The sequence below is a fragment of the Pseudacidovorax sp. genome (genome assembly GCF_017991995.1).
Lineage (GTDB): Bacteria > Pseudomonadota > Gammaproteobacteria > Burkholderiales > Burkholderiaceae_C > Xenophilus.
The window spans coordinates 58,878-74,883 of the sequence record NZ_JAGOPN010000020.1 but is presented as its reverse complement, the minus strand read 5'-3'; the positions used below and the strand labels follow the sequence as shown (position 1 = coordinate 74,883).

General features: G+C 72.3%; 14 protein-coding genes. 3 read left to right on the top strand and 11 right to left on the bottom strand.

The genetic code is table 11. The features are described 5' to 3' along the window. Positions 1 to 48 precede the first annotated feature (48 nt). A complete protein-coding gene (locus tag KBC94_RS23425) occupies positions 49 to 1,224 on the bottom strand; it encodes a sorbosone dehydrogenase family protein (RefSeq protein WP_294375981.1) in 1,176 nt (391 codons plus the stop codon). A 122-nt stretch (positions 1,225 to 1,346) separates the two neighbouring features. Here KBC94_RS23425 and KBC94_RS23420 point away from each other — a divergent pair, with 122 nt between their 5' ends. Together KBC94_RS23420 and KBC94_RS23415 are read left to right on the top strand one after the other, a co-directional pair. Next, entirely contained in the window at positions 1,347 to 2,165 is an 819-nt protein-coding gene (locus tag KBC94_RS23420) for an alanyl-tRNA editing protein (protein ID WP_294375978.1), read from the top strand. A 122-nt stretch (positions 2,166 to 2,287) separates the two neighbouring features. Continuing rightward, complete coding sequence (locus tag KBC94_RS23415) at positions 2,288 to 4,573, top strand: thioredoxin family protein (RefSeq protein ID WP_294375975.1); 2,286 nt, start codon at positions 2,288 to 2,290, stop codon at positions 4,571 to 4,573. Positions 4,574 to 4,725: 152 nt separating this feature from the next. Here the strand turns inward: KBC94_RS23415 and KBC94_RS23410 are convergent, their stop codons facing one another. The 6 genes from KBC94_RS23410 to KBC94_RS23385 all read right to left on the bottom strand — a co-directional run bounded on the left by KBC94_RS23410 (position 4,726) and on the right by KBC94_RS23385 (position 10,115). Next, the gene (locus tag KBC94_RS23410) at positions 4,726 to 5,409 is read right to left on the bottom strand and encodes an HAD family phosphatase (protein WP_294375969.1); all 684 of its coding nucleotides are present in this window, start codon (positions 5,407 to 5,409) and stop codon (positions 4,726 to 4,728) included. Further along, a complete protein-coding gene (gene ptsP, locus KBC94_RS23405; protein ID WP_294375966.1) occupies positions 5,406 to 7,376 on the bottom strand; it encodes a phosphoenolpyruvate--protein phosphotransferase in 1,971 nt (656 codons plus the stop codon). Before ptsP ends, KBC94_RS23410 begins: the two co-directional genes overlap by 4 nt. A 135-nt stretch (positions 7,377 to 7,511) precedes the next feature. Next, positions 7,512 to 7,889, bottom strand: a complete 378-nt coding sequence (locus KBC94_RS23400; protein ID WP_017761672.1) for a PTS glucitol/sorbitol transporter subunit IIA — start codon at positions 7,887 to 7,889, stop codon at positions 7,512 to 7,514. A gap of 26 nt (positions 7,890 to 7,915) precedes the next feature. Beyond that, complete coding sequence (locus KBC94_RS23395) at positions 7,916 to 8,938, bottom strand: PTS glucitol/sorbitol transporter subunit IIB (protein WP_294375961.1); 1,023 nt, start codon at positions 8,936 to 8,938, stop codon at positions 7,916 to 7,918. Between the two features lie 70 nt (positions 8,939 to 9,008). Continuing rightward, positions 9,009 to 9,563: a PTS glucitol/sorbitol transporter subunit IIC gene (locus tag KBC94_RS23390; protein ID WP_234197908.1), complete on the bottom strand. Its 555-nt coding sequence runs from the start codon at positions 9,561 to 9,563 to the stop codon at positions 9,009 to 9,011. Between the two features lie 87 nt (positions 9,564 to 9,650). Further along, positions 9,651 to 10,115 carry a transcriptional regulator GutM gene (locus KBC94_RS23385; protein ID WP_294375955.1) on the bottom strand — a complete coding sequence of 155 codons (465 nt, stop codon included), beginning with the start codon at positions 10,113 to 10,115 and terminating at the stop codon, positions 9,651 to 9,653. A 170-nt stretch (positions 10,116 to 10,285) separates the two neighbouring features. Between KBC94_RS23385 and KBC94_RS23380 the strand changes: the two genes are divergently transcribed. Continuing rightward, positions 10,286 to 10,858: a hypothetical protein gene (locus KBC94_RS23380; protein ID WP_294375952.1), complete on the top strand. Its 573-nt coding sequence runs from the start codon at positions 10,286 to 10,288 to the stop codon at positions 10,856 to 10,858. Positions 10,859 to 11,183: 325 nt separating this feature from the next. Here the strand turns inward: KBC94_RS23380 and KBC94_RS23375 are convergent, their stop codons facing one another. From KBC94_RS23375 to KBC94_RS23360, 4 genes are read right to left on the bottom strand one after another with little or no spacing between them, the layout of a single operon-like run. Further along, positions 11,184 to 12,485 carry an acetoin dehydrogenase dihydrolipoyllysine-residue acetyltransferase subunit gene (locus KBC94_RS23375; RefSeq protein WP_294375949.1) on the bottom strand — a complete coding sequence of 434 codons (1,302 nt, stop codon included), beginning with the start codon at positions 12,483 to 12,485 and terminating at the stop codon, positions 11,184 to 11,186. 2 nt (positions 12,486 to 12,487) lie between these two features. Continuing rightward, positions 12,488 to 13,486, bottom strand: a complete 999-nt coding sequence (locus KBC94_RS23370) for an alpha-ketoacid dehydrogenase subunit beta (protein ID WP_294375946.1) — start codon at positions 13,484 to 13,486, stop codon at positions 12,488 to 12,490. Next, on the bottom strand, positions 13,476 to 14,525 hold the full coding sequence (locus KBC94_RS23365; RefSeq protein ID WP_294375943.1) for a thiamine pyrophosphate-dependent dehydrogenase E1 component subunit alpha: 1,050 nt from the start codon (positions 14,523 to 14,525) through the stop codon (positions 13,476 to 13,478). Before KBC94_RS23365 ends, KBC94_RS23370 begins: the two co-directional genes overlap by 11 nt. Continuing rightward, positions 14,522 to 15,853: an NAD(P)H-dependent oxidoreductase gene (locus KBC94_RS23360; protein WP_017758324.1), complete on the bottom strand. Its 1,332-nt coding sequence runs from the start codon at positions 15,851 to 15,853 to the stop codon at positions 14,522 to 14,524. The genes KBC94_RS23365 and KBC94_RS23360 overlap by 4 nt, the downstream gene beginning before the upstream one ends. Between the last annotated feature and the right edge of the window lie 153 nt (positions 15,854 to 16,006).

Below are 16,006 nucleotides of genomic sequence, written 5' to 3'. Positions count from 1 at the left end.
AATCCCGGATCAAATCAAACGTACCTCCGGATCAAACCAAACGTCGCGCTACTGCTTGCCGCCGATGAAAGGCACGAAGCTCACGCGGTAGCCCGAGGGCGGGTTGCGGTTCCAGGAGCCGTGCTCGCCGATGAAGGCGCCGTTGGCGAATTCCTCCGGCATGCCACGCGCGCTGGAGAAGGCCAGGCCCAGCGGCGCCACGTGGTTGCCCAGCGCATAGTCGGGACGGATGGCCGTGGCCACCTTTTCGGGCTGCTGCGGCTGCACGCGGGTGTCGACCACGCCGCCCCAATAGCTCCAGGGCCAGCCGTAGAAGCCGCCGTCGCGCACCGAGGTCAGGTAGTCGGGCACCAGGTCGCTGCCGATCTCGTCGCGCTCGTTGACCACCGTCCACAGCACATTCGTGTCGGGCTCCCAGGCCATGCCGTTGGGGTTGCGCAGGCCGCTGGCCATGAGGCGCTTGGCGCCGGTGGCGCGGTCCACCTCCCAGATGGCGGCACGGCCTTCTTCGTGCTGCATGCCGTAGTCGGCGATGTTGCTGTTGCTGCCCACGGTGACGTAGAGCTTGGCGCCGTCGCGGCTGGCGATGACGTTCTTGGTCCAGTGGTGGTTGAAGGTGGCGGGCAGGTCCGTCACCTTCACGGCCGGGCCGCCGGCCTGGGTCTGGCCTTCGGTGTAGGGCAGCTTGACCAGCGCGTCGGCATTGGCCACGAACAGCTCGTTGCCCACCAGCGCCATGCCGAAGGGCGAGGTCAGGCCGCTGGCAAAGACGGTGCGCGTCTCCGCCACGCCGTCGCCGTCGGCATCGCGCAGCAGGGTGATGCGGTCGGCGCTGGGCGTGCCGGAGCCTGCGCGCTTCATCACCAGGCCGGTGACCTTCTCCTTGATCTTGTCGAAGAAGCCACCCGGCTTGGGGTCGGCATTGCGGGGCCGGTCGCTTTCGGCCACCAGTACGTCGCCATTGGGCAGCACATAGACCCAACGCGGATGGTCCAGGCCACGAGACAGGGCCGTGACCTTGAAGCCGGGCAATGGCGTGGGCGCGGCGGTGTCCTGCCAGCCCGTGGCGGACGCCACCTTCATCGTGGGCAGCAGCGTCTTGTTGGGCGCGGGCAGCTGCGGGTTGGGGCCGGTGCCGGCCTCGAAGGGCAGCTTGGCGGTGTCGCCGCAGCCGGCCAGGGCCAGCACCGCGGCAGCGGCAAGGGTGAGGGTGGCGGTGCGCATCATGGGTGCGGATGATCGGGGCCGGGCGTCCCGGGCTGTGTAGTCGCACGCCGCGCGTGACCCGCTGGCAGACGGTGCGTACGCACACCGACGGGCTGCGGCCCCAGGGCTACCATCGCAGGATGACCGCCGATGCCCCTGCGGCTGCGCCCTCGCCGGCCGCGCCCGCCATCCCGCCCACGACCACCGACGACCTGTTCCGCGCCGACGCCTATCTGCGCGACTGCCCCGCCCGCGTGCTGCGCGTGGAGGCCGCGACCGGCACCGTGGTGTTGGACCGCACCGTCTTCTATCCGCTGGGCGGCGGCCAGGCCAGCGACAGCGGCGTGCTGCGGCTGGCCGACGGTGCCGAACTGGCCATCGCCGACACCCGCAAGGGCAAGGACGCGGAAGGCAAGCCCACCGCCGAGATCTGGCACCTGGCCGCACCGGGTCAGGACTCGCTTCTTGCGCGGATCGCGCCCGGCGACACCGTCACGGCCGCCATCGACTGGGACCGCCGGCACCGCATGATGCGGCTGCACACCGCCAGTCATCTGCTCTGCCACCTGGTGGCACAGCCGGTCAACGGCTGTTCCATCACCCCCGAGGCGGTGCGCGTCGATTTCCACATGAGCGAGGCGCTGGACGCCGCGGCCCTGGCCGAAGGGCTGGCCGCCCTGGTGGCCCAGGCCCTGCCGGTGACCGTGGGCAGCGTCACCGACGCCGAACTGGACGCCAACCCCAGCCTGGTCAAGAGCATGAGCGTGCAGCCGCCGCGCGGCAGCGGCACGGTGCGCACCATCCGCGTCGGCAGCGCCGAGGCGCCCATCGACCTGCAGCCCTGCGGCGGCACGCATGTGGCCAACATCGCCGAGATCGGCGCGCTGCGCGTGGCCAAGGTCGAGAAGAAGGGCGCGCAGGCCCGGCGCGTGGTGCTGGCCTTCGGCGAGGCAACCTGATGGCGGCCTGGCGGCACGCGGCGGCCTACGCCGTGGACGGATGCGCCGTGGCTGGCGGCAAGAACAGATCGACAACCCTGGCGGCCGGAACTTCAGGCCCGGGCCCCGCTCCGACCCCGCGCATGCGCACCGCCCACTCCCTTCTTCCTGCCCGCTGGCTGCTGCCGTTCTTCGCGGCCTTCCTGCTGGCCACGGGCCTGCTGCCCCGCGCCTCCGCCCAGCTCACGCCCGGCAGCAACGGCGGCGGCAGCGCCGTCGTCACCACACCGCATGTGCGCGCCGAGCTGGTGGCCCAGGCGCCACAGGGCGTGGGCCCCGGCGCCACCGTCTGGCTGGGCCTGAAGATCAGCCACCAGCCCGAGTGGCACACCTACTGGAAGAACGCCGGCGATTCCGGCCTGCCCACCGAGCTGCGCTGGCAACTGCCCCCGGGCCTGGACGCGGGCGAGGTCGACTGGCCGGTGCCGCACAAGCTCTTCATCGGCAGCCTGGCCAACTACGGCTACGAGAACGAGGTGCTGCTGCCGGTGCCCGTGACGGTGGCGCCGGACTTCCGCCCACCCACCGCGCTGACCGGCACCGCCACGCTGCCGATCCGCCTGTCGGCCACCTGGCTGGTGTGCCGCAAGGAATGCATCCCCGAGGACGGCGAGTTCCGCCTCGACCTGCCCGTACGCAGTTCCACCGCGGGCCATGGGGCCGAGTTCGACGCCGCCTGGGCGGCGCGGCCGGTGGCCGTCGAAGCGCCCGCCACGGCCAAGCTCGCCGCCGACGCCCGCAGCCTCGCAATGCGCATCGAGGGCCTGCCCGCCGCCGCGCAGGGCCGCACGCTGGAGCTGATGCCCGAGACCGCCGAGGTGCTGCGCAACGGTGCCGTCGCCGGCACCGACTGGCAGCAGCGCTGGGAGGCTGGCGTGTGGACGGCGCAGTTCCCGGTGGCCGACCAGCGCTCGGCCAGCCCCGCGCGCATGCCGCTGGTGCTGGCCCTCACCGGCGAGGACCGCAAAAGGGCCGAGGCCGCTGGCCAGCCGGTGGGCTGGCGGGTCGATGCCGCGGTCGACGGCCAATGGCCCGCCGTGGGCGCGCCCGCCACCGTCTCGCCTGCGCTGCAGGCGGCGCTGGACGCCAATGCCCGCCCGGCCGCGCCCGTGGCGCCGGCCCCGGTCGCACCGGCCGGCCTGCTGCTGGCCCTGCTCGGCGCATTCGCCGGCGGCCTGCTGCTGAACCTGATGCCCTGCGTCTTCCCCGTGCTGGCGATCAAGGTATTGGGCTTCGCCCGCCATGCCGACGACCGGCGCGGCCATCGGCGTGCCGCCATGGCCTACAGCGCCGGCGTGGTGCTGAGCCTGCTCGCCTTGGGCGGCCTGCTGATCGCGCTGCGTGCGGCCGGCGCCCAGCTGGGCTGGGGCTTCCAGCTGCAGTCGCCCGGCATGGTGGCGGCGCTGGCCGGGCTGTTCACGCTGCTGGGGCTCAACCTGGCGGGCGTCTTCGAGGTGGGCATGCTGGCGCCGGCGCGGCTGGCAGGGACGCAGGTCCGCCATCCGGTGCTCAACGACTTCCTCTCAGGCGTGCTGGCGGTGCTGGTGGCCTCGCCCTGCACGGCGCCGTTCATGGGCGCCTCGCTGGGCCTGGCCATCGGCCTGCCGGCGCTGCAGGCGCTGCTGCTCTTCGCCGCGCTGGGCTTGGGTCTGGCCCTGCCCTACCTGCTGGCCGGCTTCGTGCCGGCGGTGGCGCGGCTGCTGCCCAGGCCCGGACCGTGGATGGACACCCTGCGCCGGCTGCTGGCCTTCCCGATGTTCGCCACCGTCGCCTGGCTGGTGTGGGTGCTGGGCCAGCAGGCCGGCATCGACGGCGCCGGCGCGCTGCTGGCCCTGCTGGTGGCCGGCAGCGCGGTGGTCTGGGCACTGGGCACGCTGGCCGGCCGCACCCGGCTGCTGCTGGGCGGGGCGCTGGCGCTGGGCTTCGCGGCGCTGGCCGCGAGCTTCGGGCCGCTGCTGCTGCAGATGGCACCCGCGCCACAAGCCACGGCGGGCGGCGCGTCGTCCGAGGCGCGTTGGCAGCCCTGGTCGGCCGAGCGCGTGGCGCAGCTGCAGGCCGAGGGCAAGCCGGTGTTCATCGACTTCACGGCCGCCTGGTGCGTCACCTGCCAGGTCAACAAGAAGACCACGCTGGGCAACGCCGATCTGCTGGCCGACTTCGACGCGCGCGGCGTGCAGCTGCTGCGCGCCGACTGGACCCGGCGCGATCCGGCCATCGCAGCCGCGCTGAACGCGCTGGGCCGCAATGGCGTCCCGGTGTATGTGCTGCAGGCGCCCGGGAAGGCGCCGGTGGTGCTGAGCGAGCTGCTCTCGCCCGCTGAGGTGCGCGAGGCGCTGCGTGCGTTGCCGGGCGGGGCGGGCAAGTCCTGAGAAGCGGATCGCCGGAAGACCCAAGCGCCACGCGGGGCTTCGACAAGCTCAGCCCGAACGGTCGTTGACTCACGGGCTGCCAGGGCCTTCAGCCGGCTGCTGCCCGGCAACGGCTGCTCGATCAGCCTGCCACTGCCCGGCCGCCCCGTCCCTCAGGCCGCCAGCGCCGGCCAGCCGCGCACCAGCGCCGGCAACTGATCCATCCGCTCGAACAGGCCCAGCGCGCCGGCCTCGGTGAGCCAGCGGCCATGGTCCGCATCCACATGGCTGCCGCCCAGGAAGCCCAGCACCGCCATGCCCGCCGCGCGGGCGGCCAGCACGCCGGTGGCGCTGTCCTCGACCACCAGGCAGGCGGCCGGCGGCACGCCCAGTTGGCGGGCGGCATGCAGGTAGGCATCGGGCGCCGGCTTGGGCCGGCCCACGTCCTCGGCGGCATAGACGTGGCGGCCGGCGAGCGGCAACAGGCCCGACGCCTCCACGCTGCGGTGGAGCCGGTCGAAGGCGCTGTTGGAGACGATGGCCAGCGGCAGGCCGATCTCGGCATAGGCCTCGTACACGCCGGGCATGGCCGGCGCCAGGCTGGCCACGCGGGCATCGATGTCGCGCTGCAGGGCCGCGCGGTGCTCGTCGGTCAGCGGGCGCTCCAGCCGCTGCTCCACCAGCCGGATGATGTCGATCACCCGCCGGCCGAACAGGCCGGCCAGGGCCGGCTCGACGTCGACGCCGCCGAAGGCGCCGGCCAGCACCTCGCGCATGGCGCGGTCGGCCACCACCTCGCTGTCGACGATGACGCCGTCGCAGTCGCTGAGCAGGGCGCGCAGGGCCGCCGTGCTCACAGCTCCGTCACCCGCTTCTTGGCCGCGAGGATGGAGGCCGGGCTCATGCTCAGCTCGGTCACACCCATGTCGACGAAGCGCGGGATCAGGTCCAGGTTGGCCGCCGCCTCGCCGCACAGGCCCACCCAGATGCCGGCGGCGCGGGCGGCCTCGCAGGTCAGCGCGATGGCGCGCATGACGGCTGGATGCTCGGTGCGGTAGAGCGAGGCGATCTGCGCATTGGCGCGGTCGGTGGCCATCACGTACTGCGTGAGGTCGTTGGTGCCGATGGAGAAGAAGCCCACCTCGGCCGCCAGCGCGTCGGCCTGCAGCACGGCGGCCGGCGTCTCGACCATGATGCCCAGCTCGAAGCGGGCATGGGCCACGCCGGCGGCGGTCAGCTCGGCGCTGCATTCGTCGACCAGCGCGCGCACGCGGCGCACTTCGTCGACGTCGCTGATCATCGGGATCATCACCCGCACATTGCCCACGGAGGCGGCGCGCAGCAGCGCCCGCAGCTGGGGCTTGAAGACCTCGGGCCGGTCCAGGCACATGCGCACGCCGCGCCAGCCCAGGAAAGGGTTCTCTTCCTTGGGGAAGTCGATGCCGGCCACCGGCTTGTCGCCGCCGATGTCCAGCGTGCGGATGATCACCGGCCGCGGGTGGAAGGCCTCGGCCAGGCGCTGGTAGACCTCGGCCTGCTCGTCCTCGGTGGGCAGGCTGCGGCGCTGCATGAACAGCAGCTCGGTGCGGAACAGGCCGACGCCCATGGCGCCGGCGGCCTGCGCCAGCGGGATCTCGTCCAGGCCGCCCAGGTTGGCCACCACCTCGATCTCGCGGCCGTCGCGGGTGCGCGGATGCAGGTCGCGGTAGCGGTCGAGCGCGGCGCGGGCCTCGCGCTCGGCGGCCATGCGGCGTTCGGCATGGCGCTGCTGCGCGGTGTCGGGGTTGACGATGACGCGGCCGCGCGTGCCGTCCACCACCAGCGTGTCGGCGGCCTTGAGCTGGGGCGCGCCCAGCGGCACGCCCAGCACGGCCGGCACGCCATGGGTGCGGGCCATGATGGCCACGTGCGAGGTGGCCGAGCCGCCGGTGCACACCAGGCCGCGCACATGGCGGATGGGCACCTGCGCGAACTCCCAGGCGCTCAGGTCGGCGGCCACCAGCACGCAGGGCGCGTGGATGCCGCGCAGGTCCGGCAGCGACTGGCCCAGCAGCCGCGCCGCCAGGTGGCGCGTGACGCCGCGGATGTCCTCGGCCCGGGCGCGCATGTAATCGTCGGCCATGGCGTTGAAGCTGTCGGCCAGCACCTGGCCGACGCGCAGCGTGACGGCCGCCGCATCGCCGCGGCCCTCGATGCCACGGATGATGGCGCCCACGTATTCCTCGTCCTGCGCCAGGTCGATCAGGGCCTGGAGGATGGCCCGGTCCTGCTCGCTGGCGGCGCCGTTGGGCACGCCGCCGCCGGCCGGCTGCACGAAGTCGGCCAGCGTGCGGCGGAAGCGGTCCAGCTCGGCCGGCACCTCGGCGGCGTCGATCACCTGGCGGCTGGCCACCAGCGGCTGCGGCAGGTAGACATAGGCCGGCGCCAGGGCGGTGCCGCGGCTGCCGGCCACGCCGCAGAAGCAGTTGTCGGCGATGGCCTCGTCGGCATCGTCGGCATCGTCGGCCCCGCAGTCCTGCGCAGCGGCGTGCGTGGCGGGGGCGATCAGTGCGCCCTCTTCCAGGCCGGCACGCGGGTCCTGCAGGTACTGCACCAGACGCGCGAGCGCATCCTGCTCGTCGCTGCCATCGGCGCGCAGCAGCACCTCCTCGCCCTCCTTCACGCCCAGCAGCATCAGCTTGACCGAGCTCTTGGCGTCCGCCGGGTTGCCCTGGCGGACCAGGTGGATGCTGGACTTGAAGCCCTTGGCCAGCTTGGCCATCTGGGCGGCGGGACGCGTGTGGAGGCCTTCCACCACACGGACAACGGTGGATAACTCGATCATGGGGAGTTCGGGGCGCGGGGAGGTCGGAGGGCGTACCGCCGCGCGCGCTGAAGGCGGCGGCAGGACGGGCCGGGCGCTGCGCCCGACGCCCCGCGGCCGTGCCGGCGCAGGCGGGGAACGCAGGCGAGGGAAGCGTCAGTCGGCGATGGTGATGCGGCTGCCGGCGCCGATCTCGCGGCGCAGGGCGTTGGCGTCCAGGGCCTCGACGCAGATCTCGCCGGGCCGCTCGGCGGCGGTGGCGCCATTGAAGCTGATGACCACGTGACCCATGTCGCGCACCTTGTCCCAGGCCGTGCTGCCGACGGCGGTGACGCGGGTGTCGATGCCGCCCAGCGTGATACGCGCGCCCACCGGCGGGCATTGCAGCGGCACCTCGGCCGCCACGCGGTGCTGCACCGACACCTCGGCCAGGGCCGGCGGGGCGCCGTCGGCGTAGAGGATCAGCACGCCGCCGTCCAGCAGGTCGGGCACCTCCTCGCCGATGGCGGTCACGGTGGTGGAGTAATAGATCATGGGGTCTCCGTACAGGTCTTGGATGCTCAAAGAAGGAAGCTGGCCGCCCAGGCGATCACGACCGAGGTCGGGCCCATGATCTGGCGCGAGATCAGCACCGCCGGGACGCCGACGCGGATCGTATCGGGCTTGGCCTCGCCCAGCGCCAGGCCCACGGGCACGAAGTCGCAGCCGACCTGCGCGTCGTAGGCGAACAGGGCCGGCAGCGCCATGGCCGGCGAGATGGTGCCGTTGGCGATGGCCGGGCCGATGATGGCCGCGCCGATCACCTGCGCGATCACCGCGCCGGGCCCCAGGATGGGCGAGAGGAAGGGCAGCGCACAGATGGCCGACAGCACCAGCAGGCCGATCACGTTGCCGGCCAGCGGCTCCAGCAGGTGGGCCAGCACGCCGCCGATGCCCGTCTCGTTGATCAGGCCGATCAGCATGGTCACGAAGGCCATGAAGGGCAGCACGTTGCGCAGCACCTGGTCGATGGACTTGCGGCCGCTGTTGAACAGCACGCCGATCACGCCGCCCATGCCGCGGCCGATGGAGGTGATCAGGCCCACCACGCCGCCCTGCGGCGGCTGGTTGTCGGCCGCGCGGCTGGAGGCCGCCATGACGGCCGCGCCGCCGAAGGCACCGCCCATGGCCGCCGCGGCCGGGGCGGCCGCAGCCGCCGCGCCGCCGGCGGGCTGCAACTGCTCCACCTTCACGCCCGAGACGTAGATGTCTTCCGCGATGAAGTCGGCCAGCGGGCCCGACTTGCCCACCGGCGTCAGGTTGATGGTGGGGATGCGCTTGCGCGGATAGACGCCGCAGCGGGCCGTGCCGCCGCAGTCGATCACCACGGCCGCGACCTCGCTCTCGGGCGGCGGGGCGCGGAAGCCGTCCACCACCGTGGCGCCGGTCATCTCGGCCAGGCGGCGCGCCACCTCGGGGATGTCGCCGCCGGTGACGGCCATGATCTTGTCGCGCTCGGGTGTCGGCGTGATGGTGAGCGGGCCGCCCCAGCCGCCGGGGCCGGCGGAAACGGTGACGGAACGGAACGCGGAAGTGCTGGACATGGCGCGGGTCTCCTCGGGTCTGGTCTTGTTGTGCTTTTCGGTGGGGGCGGGGCGGTCGGATCGCGGCGGCTTACAGCGCGACGCCGTCGCGCTTGGCGATGAGCATCGTGATCTTCTCGGTGACGATGCCCTTGAGCAGGTTCACCACCAGGCCCACGAGCAGGTAGGCCAGGGCGAGCTTGGGCAACGAGAAGGGCGCATGGCCCTGTTCGGCCAGCTTGGTGATGGCGGTGGCCACGCCCAGCCAGACGAACAGCTCGCCGGGGTTGCAATGCGGAAACAGGCCGGTGATGGGGTGGCACAGCGACACCGCCGAGTCGTAGAAGGCGGGCTTGTGCTTTTCTTCCACGAACATGCCGAAGGTGTAGGCCATCGGGTTGGTCAGGAAGAACATGGCCAGGAAGGGCAGCACCGTGTAGCGGGTGATCGCGTTGCCGGCGGCGAAGCGCGCCAGCCGGTGCACCCGCTGCTCGCCCACCAGGGCGATCACGGTGTAGACCGCGGTGAGCAGCACGATCAGCGTCGGCAGGATGCCCGTGACGAAGCCGACGAAGGTCTTGCCGCCGGCGTTGAACACGCCGATGAACGCCTCCGCTGCGCGGGCGAGGAATTCGAAAGTCTCCATGGAATGTCTCCGTTGTGGTTGTGGAGTGGACGGGGGGAAATCGGGGGCGGCGCGCGTCGACGGCGCGGCGCGTGAGACGTCGGGGTGTCAGGCGGCCTGGGGCTGGGGCTGCGGTACGGCCTGGCCTTCGGGGGCGGCGGGCCCTGCTGGCGCCTCGGCGGCGCGCTCGGTCTGGCGCCGATGGACGGCCTCGACCTGGGCGATGGCCTGGCGGATGGCCAGGGCCTGGGGCGTGCTGCCCTCGGCCTGGGCGGCCAGCTGCTGCAGCGTCAGGCCTTCGGCGCCTTCCTGCGGCTTGAAGCGGGCGAAGATGCTGATGCCGCCCAGCAGTTGCAGGCGGCGCACGCGCAGGGCCGGATCGACCTCCAGCAGCGCCACGGCGCCGCCGCGCAGGCGGCGGCGGGACTGGCCCACGCCCAGGTAGCCGTCGGACCAGCGGCGCGTGGCCTCGCCCATCGCGCCGCGGTAGTGGCGGTACTGCACCCAGGACGCCGCCACCTGGAGGGCCCAGAACAGGGTCAGCAGAAGCAGCAGTTGTTGCGTTGTGGGCATGGTGTCTCCAGGTTGTTGTCGGCGGCCGGTTATTCGGTTACGGCACGCCCGCCATCGATCGTTGGCGATGGAGAAAATGGTACATTTGTCCATCGACTAGTCAATATGTTCACGCATAAGGGTGTTCACTAGGTGCCAGGCCCGGGCGCCGGTGCCATCGTCCGACCCCCATGCTCGACACCCAACTCGCCCACCTCTGGAGCGTCCAGCCCGACTTCCCTGCGCAACTGCGTCGCTGGCACTGGTGCCGCGACGCCCATGCCGCGTTGCTGCTGGGCCGCGCCCGGGCCCTGGGGTCCGACGGCGTCGATGCCACGGTGGACCGCCCTGCCCTCGCGCAGGCCTTCTGGACCTGGGCGGCGCTGCTGGAGCAGGCCCAGCCGCTCGAAGCACGCGATGCCGTGGACGTGGCCCACTTCGCCAGCGGTGCGCTACTGTGGCAATGGCTGCGCCACCCGCCGCTGGTGCTGCCGCGTGCGACGCACGAGGCTCCGCAGGTGCGTGTGCTGACCGACGCGGCGCTGACGCTGCTGCAAGCCTGGCGTGTGGCGCGCGGCGCGCCGCCGCTGGACGCAGGACTGGAGGCGCGCGTGGCGCAGCACTGGACCAGCTACCTGGAGAACGTGCGCGAAGACGCCGGGCAGGCCATCGCCTTCCTGGACCTGTTCAGTGGCGCCAAGCCAGTCTGGCGCTATCCCACGCATCCGCAACTGCGGCCTGCCTTCGTCGCCGTGCCCGCCTGAATGACGCCGCTTCAGGGGCGGCTGTGCGATGCACGGGGCCCATTGGCGGCTTGCTTGACGAATGGGGGCCAGTCGACGACTGGGTTGCCACCCGGCAGGGAGGCCCAACGACTGGAGTGCCAACCGGTGGAGGACGCCGGCATGCGTGCACCGGGAGCGCGCATGCCGGCGCACTCTGCCGGGTCAGCGCCCACCCGCCCCGCGCCACCCTCAAGCAGTCGCCTGACGCGACACGACCCAACCTGAAGCCCAAGCCCAAGCCCAAGCCCAAGCCCAAGCCCAAGCCCCGACCCAGACACCGATGCCGAGGCGCCCCGCCGCGCGCCTAACCCTGCGCCACCGACCCCACCGCACCGCACTGCAGCGCGGCCACCTGCCCCACCCACGCGCCGGCCTCGACCTGCGGCAGATGGCCGACGCCCGGCAGCAGGTGCAGGCCCACCGACGGCGGCAGGGCCTCGACCTGGGCCCAGGGCAGGATGCGGTCCTCGCGGCCCCACAGCACATGCACCGGCACGTCGGCCTGCGCCAGCACCGCGTGCAGCGCCGGCGCTGGCCCGGCCGCTGGCAGCAGCCGTTCGGCCAGCGTCCGCAGCGCCTCTCGGCGGCCGGGCCGCTGCAACTGCTGCAAGGCAGTGGCGACGAAGGAGCCGGTGATCCAGCGGGCCTCGTGCACCAGCCGCCCCATCACGGCCTTGAGCATGGATTCGTCCTCGGCCTGCGTGAGCCCGTCGATGAAGGCGGGATCGGCCCCGCCGCCCAGCCCCAGCGGCGCCAGCAGCGTGAGCGAACGCACCCGCACCGCCGCCTGCTGCAGCAGCGCCAGCGCCACGCCGCCACCGAGCGAATGGCCCAGCACATGCGCCGTCTCCACGCCCTCGCGGGTGAGCCGGTCGAGCACCTCGGCCGCCACGCCCGCCAGGTCCACGGCTCCGGACTCGGGCGACTTGCCATGCGACGGCAGGTCCAGCGCCAGCACCGGCAACGTGGCCGGCAGGTGCGCCAGCAGCGGTCGCCAGGAGCCCAGGTCGGCACCGAAGCCATGGATCAGCACCAGCGGCGCGCCCTGCCCCGTGCGCAGCCACTGCAAATGCAGGCCCGGCGCATCCGTCGCCGCACCGGCGCCGCCCAGCAGGTCGGCGGCGAGGATGCGGCCGTCGGGCCCGCTGCCGCGCACGGTGGCGAGGTCGATGCCGCGCTGGCGCGCCAGGCTGCGGGCCAGGGGCGTGGCGCGCAGCAGGCCGCCTTCCGCCGCGAGGGGCGCCGCCGCGGCGGCGGCAGCGATGGCCGCGGGCTGGGCGATCGCCTGCGCCACCGGCTCGTCCGACAGGGCCTCGGCATGGGCGGCGGGGGCGGCAACCGGGCCCGACTCGGCCGGCGGCGCCTCGCCCGCCGCCAGGATCCAGCCCACGATCTCGCCCACCGGCATCGACACGCCGATCTCGCCGCGGATGCCGTGCATCGTGCCGTCGGCCGGCGCGTCGACTTCCATCGTGGCCTTGTCGGTCTCGATCTCGAACAGCACCTGGCCCTTGCGCACCGCGTCGCCGTCCTTGACATACCAATGGGCGATCTTGCCCTCGGCCATGTCCATGTCGACACGCGGGAGGATGACTTCGGTGGCCATGCTCAGCCCCTCGCGCGCACGCTGCGGCGCACCGCGCCCACGATGTCGGGCACCTGCGGCACGGCCGCGCGCTCCAGCTGCGGGTTGTAGGGCAGCGGGCAGTCGGCCCCGCCCAGGCGGATGATGGGGGCGTCCAGCCGGTCGAAGGCGGCGCTTTCGGCGATGGCGGCCGACACCTCGGCGCCGATGCCCAGCTCCTTGGTGCCTTCGTACACGCAGACCAGGCGCGTGGTGCGGCTGACGCTGTCCACCAGTGTGGACAGGTCCAGCGGCCGCAGCGAGCGCAGGTCCACCACCTCGGCCGAGATGCCCTCGGCGGCCAGTTCGATCGCGGCCTCCAGCGCCTTGTGCACCATGATCGAGTTGGCGGCGATGGTCACGTGCTCGCCGGCACGGCGGATGCGCGCCTCGTGCAGCGGCTCGGTGTAGTAGCCCTCGGGCACCGGGCCCTTCATCTTGTAGAGCAGCTTGTGCTCGTAGAACATGACCGGGTCCGGGTCCTCGATGGCGGCCAGCAGCATGCCCTTGGCGTCGTGCGGCGTGGAGGGCTGCACCACCTTCAGGCCGGGCACGTGCGCCAGCCAGGCCTCCAGGCTCTGGCTGTGCTGCGCGGCGGCGCCGGTGCCCGAGCCGCTCGGAAAGCGCATCACCAGCGGCACCGAGGCCTTGCCGCCCAGCATGTAGCGGATCTTCGCGGCCTGGTTGACGATCTGCTCCATGGCCAGCGTGGCGAAGTCCGAGAACTGGAACTCGTACACCGGCCGCTGGCCCATGAGCGCGGCGCCCACGGCCACGCCGGCGCCGGCCAGCTCGGAGATGGGCGTGTCCATCACGCGCGACTCGCCGAAGCGATGCACCAGGTCGCCCGTGATCTGGAAGGCGCCGCCGTAGACGCCGATGTCCTCGCCCATCAGGAACACGCGCGGGTCGCGCTCCATGGCGATGGCCAGCGCCTCCTGGATGGCCTGCGCGTAGCTCAGCTCGCGGCTCTCAACGGACATGGGCGGCCTCCTTGGGCGAGCGCGTGTAGACGAAGTCGGTGACGGATGCGGCGTCGGGGGCCGGGCTGTTCTTGGCGTATTCCACCGCCTCGGCGATCTCGCGCGCCACGTCGTCGACGAGGGCCGACACCTGCTCGGGCGTGATCAGGCCGCAGGACTGCAGCGCCTGCTCGTAGCGCCCGATGGGGTCGCGCGCGATCCAGGACTCGATCTCCTCCTTGGTGCGGTAGCGGTTGCGGTCGCTCTTGGAATGGCCGCGGTGGCGGTAGGTCAGGCACTCCAGCAGCGTGGGGCCCTGGCCGCTGCGGGCACGCTCCACCGCCTCGATGGCGGCCTCGGCGACGGCGGCGAATTCATTGCCGTCCACCGTCACGCCGGGGAAGTCGTAGGCCTGCGCGCGCTGGGCGATGCGGCGCACGGCCGTGGAGCGCTCGGTGGAGGTGGACATGCCGTACTGGTTGTTCTCGCACACGAACACCACCGGCAGCTTCCAAACGGCGGCCATGTTCAGGCTCTCGTGGAAGGCGCCTTCGTTGTTGGCACCGTCGCCGAAGAAGCACACGGCCACGTTGGGCTTGCCCTGCTGGCGCAGCGCCAGGGCCGCGCCCACCGCGATGGGCAGGCCGCCGCCCACGATGCCGTTGGCGCCCAGGTTGCCGCTGGCCACGTCGGCGATGTGCATGGAGCCGCCGCGGCCACGGCAGTAGCCGGTGTCCTTGCCGAAGAACTCGGCGAACATGAACTTCGGGTCCGCGCCCTTGGCGATGCAGTGGCCGTGGCCGCGGTGGGTGGAGGTGATCACGTCACCCTCGCGCAGCGCCGCGCCGACGCCGGTGGCGCTGGCCTCCTGGCCGATGGACAGGTGCATGGTGCCGTGCACCAGGCCGCGCATGTAGGCCTGCTCGGCGCCTTCCTCGAACTGGCGGATCAGGTGCATCTGCCGCAGAAAGCCGTGCAGCTGCTCGACGCTGAAGCGCTCGAACACGCGCGGCACGCCTTCGGCGCCGACGACGCCGCCCTGGACGGAAGGCGTCGTCATGCTGCGAGCTCCAGTTCGCCGTAGACCAGGCGGTCCTGACGGCGGCGGAACTCGACGATGCGCGAACTCTGGTCGACGGCCACGTTGGCCGAGGTCAGCAGCTCGCCCTTGCGGATCGGCTGCGTGACCTTGCCGCGTTCCAGCAGGCCGCAGGGCACGGCGCGCTGGCGGCGGGCATCCTCGGCCGTCATGGCCCAGGCGCGGTAGGTGTACTCGCCGATGGCGTCCAGCGTGTCGCCGGGGCGCAGGTCGCGCTTGGCTACGGCGCACACCTCGGCCGTGGGCCGGGCGATGGGCGCCATGTCGGCGCGGTTGTAGAGCACGGCGCGCACGCAGGTCAGCGGCACTTCCAGGCTGCACAGGTGGTAAGGCCGGTAGAAGGTGTAGTACGGGCCCTTGCCGAGCTTGAGGTAGTCCATGCGCTCGCGCAGGCGCGGGTGCGCCATCTCGGCCACCACGAACACGCCCGGGGCCACGCCCTTGCCGATGGTGTAGTCGACCACGCCCTTGCGGCCGAGCACGCCGCCGTCCTCGCGCGGGACCAGCACCTGGCTCAATTCCTCCAGCGAGCAGGACGGGCCATGCATGCCGGGCACGTCGGGCACCAGGCCGGTGGCGTTGGCGATGGCGGACATCTCCACCGCCGTCTTGGAGCCGTCCACGAACTCCACCAGCATGCGCGGGTTGAGGTTCTTGGAATGCGCCTCGGCCGCGTAGTCGTCGGGCGTGGCGTCGATGTTGAGCGGATTGTTCTTGCCCTTGCCGGCGGCGATGACCGGATAGCCCAGGGCCGAGACGAACTGGATCAGCTCGATGGTGGAGCTGGGCTCGTCGCCCGCCCCCAGCGAATAGATCACGCCCAGGCGGTCGGCCTCGTGCTTGAGGTAGGCGCCGATGGTGACGTCGGCCTCGACGTTCATCATGACCAGGTGCTTGCCGTGCTCCATGGCGGTCAGGCCGATCTCGGCACCCACCGCGGGCTTGCCGGTGGCGTCCACCACCACGTCGATCAGGCCGCTGCGGCAGACCAGCTGCGCATCGGGCGTCACGGCCACGCGGCCGGCCTCGACGGCGCGGTCGAAGTCACTCTGCGTCTCCACCACGCGATGGGCGTCGCCGCCGTGGCCGGCCTCCTGCAGCGCGCGCAGGGCAGCGGGCACGTGGATGTCGGCAATGGCCGCCACCACCACGCCGCGCATCTGCAGCACCTGCGTGACGATGTCCCCGCCCATCATTCCCGAGCCGATCAGGCCGATGCGGATGGGCTTGCCCGTCAGGGCACGGGTTTCGAGATCGGCCGCCAGGCCGCTGGGAATGAATCCGCTCAAGGGAGTCTCCTGAAAGTGTGGGGGAAGGAGGACCGGCTCGGCCCATGAATGAACATTTGATTTTTATTTTGTCATTATGTTCATCTCTCAGCAAGGCCGGGCGGCGCGGCCCACGGATCGGGGAAACCCGGAGGCAGCAAAAAGCCCCGCGTC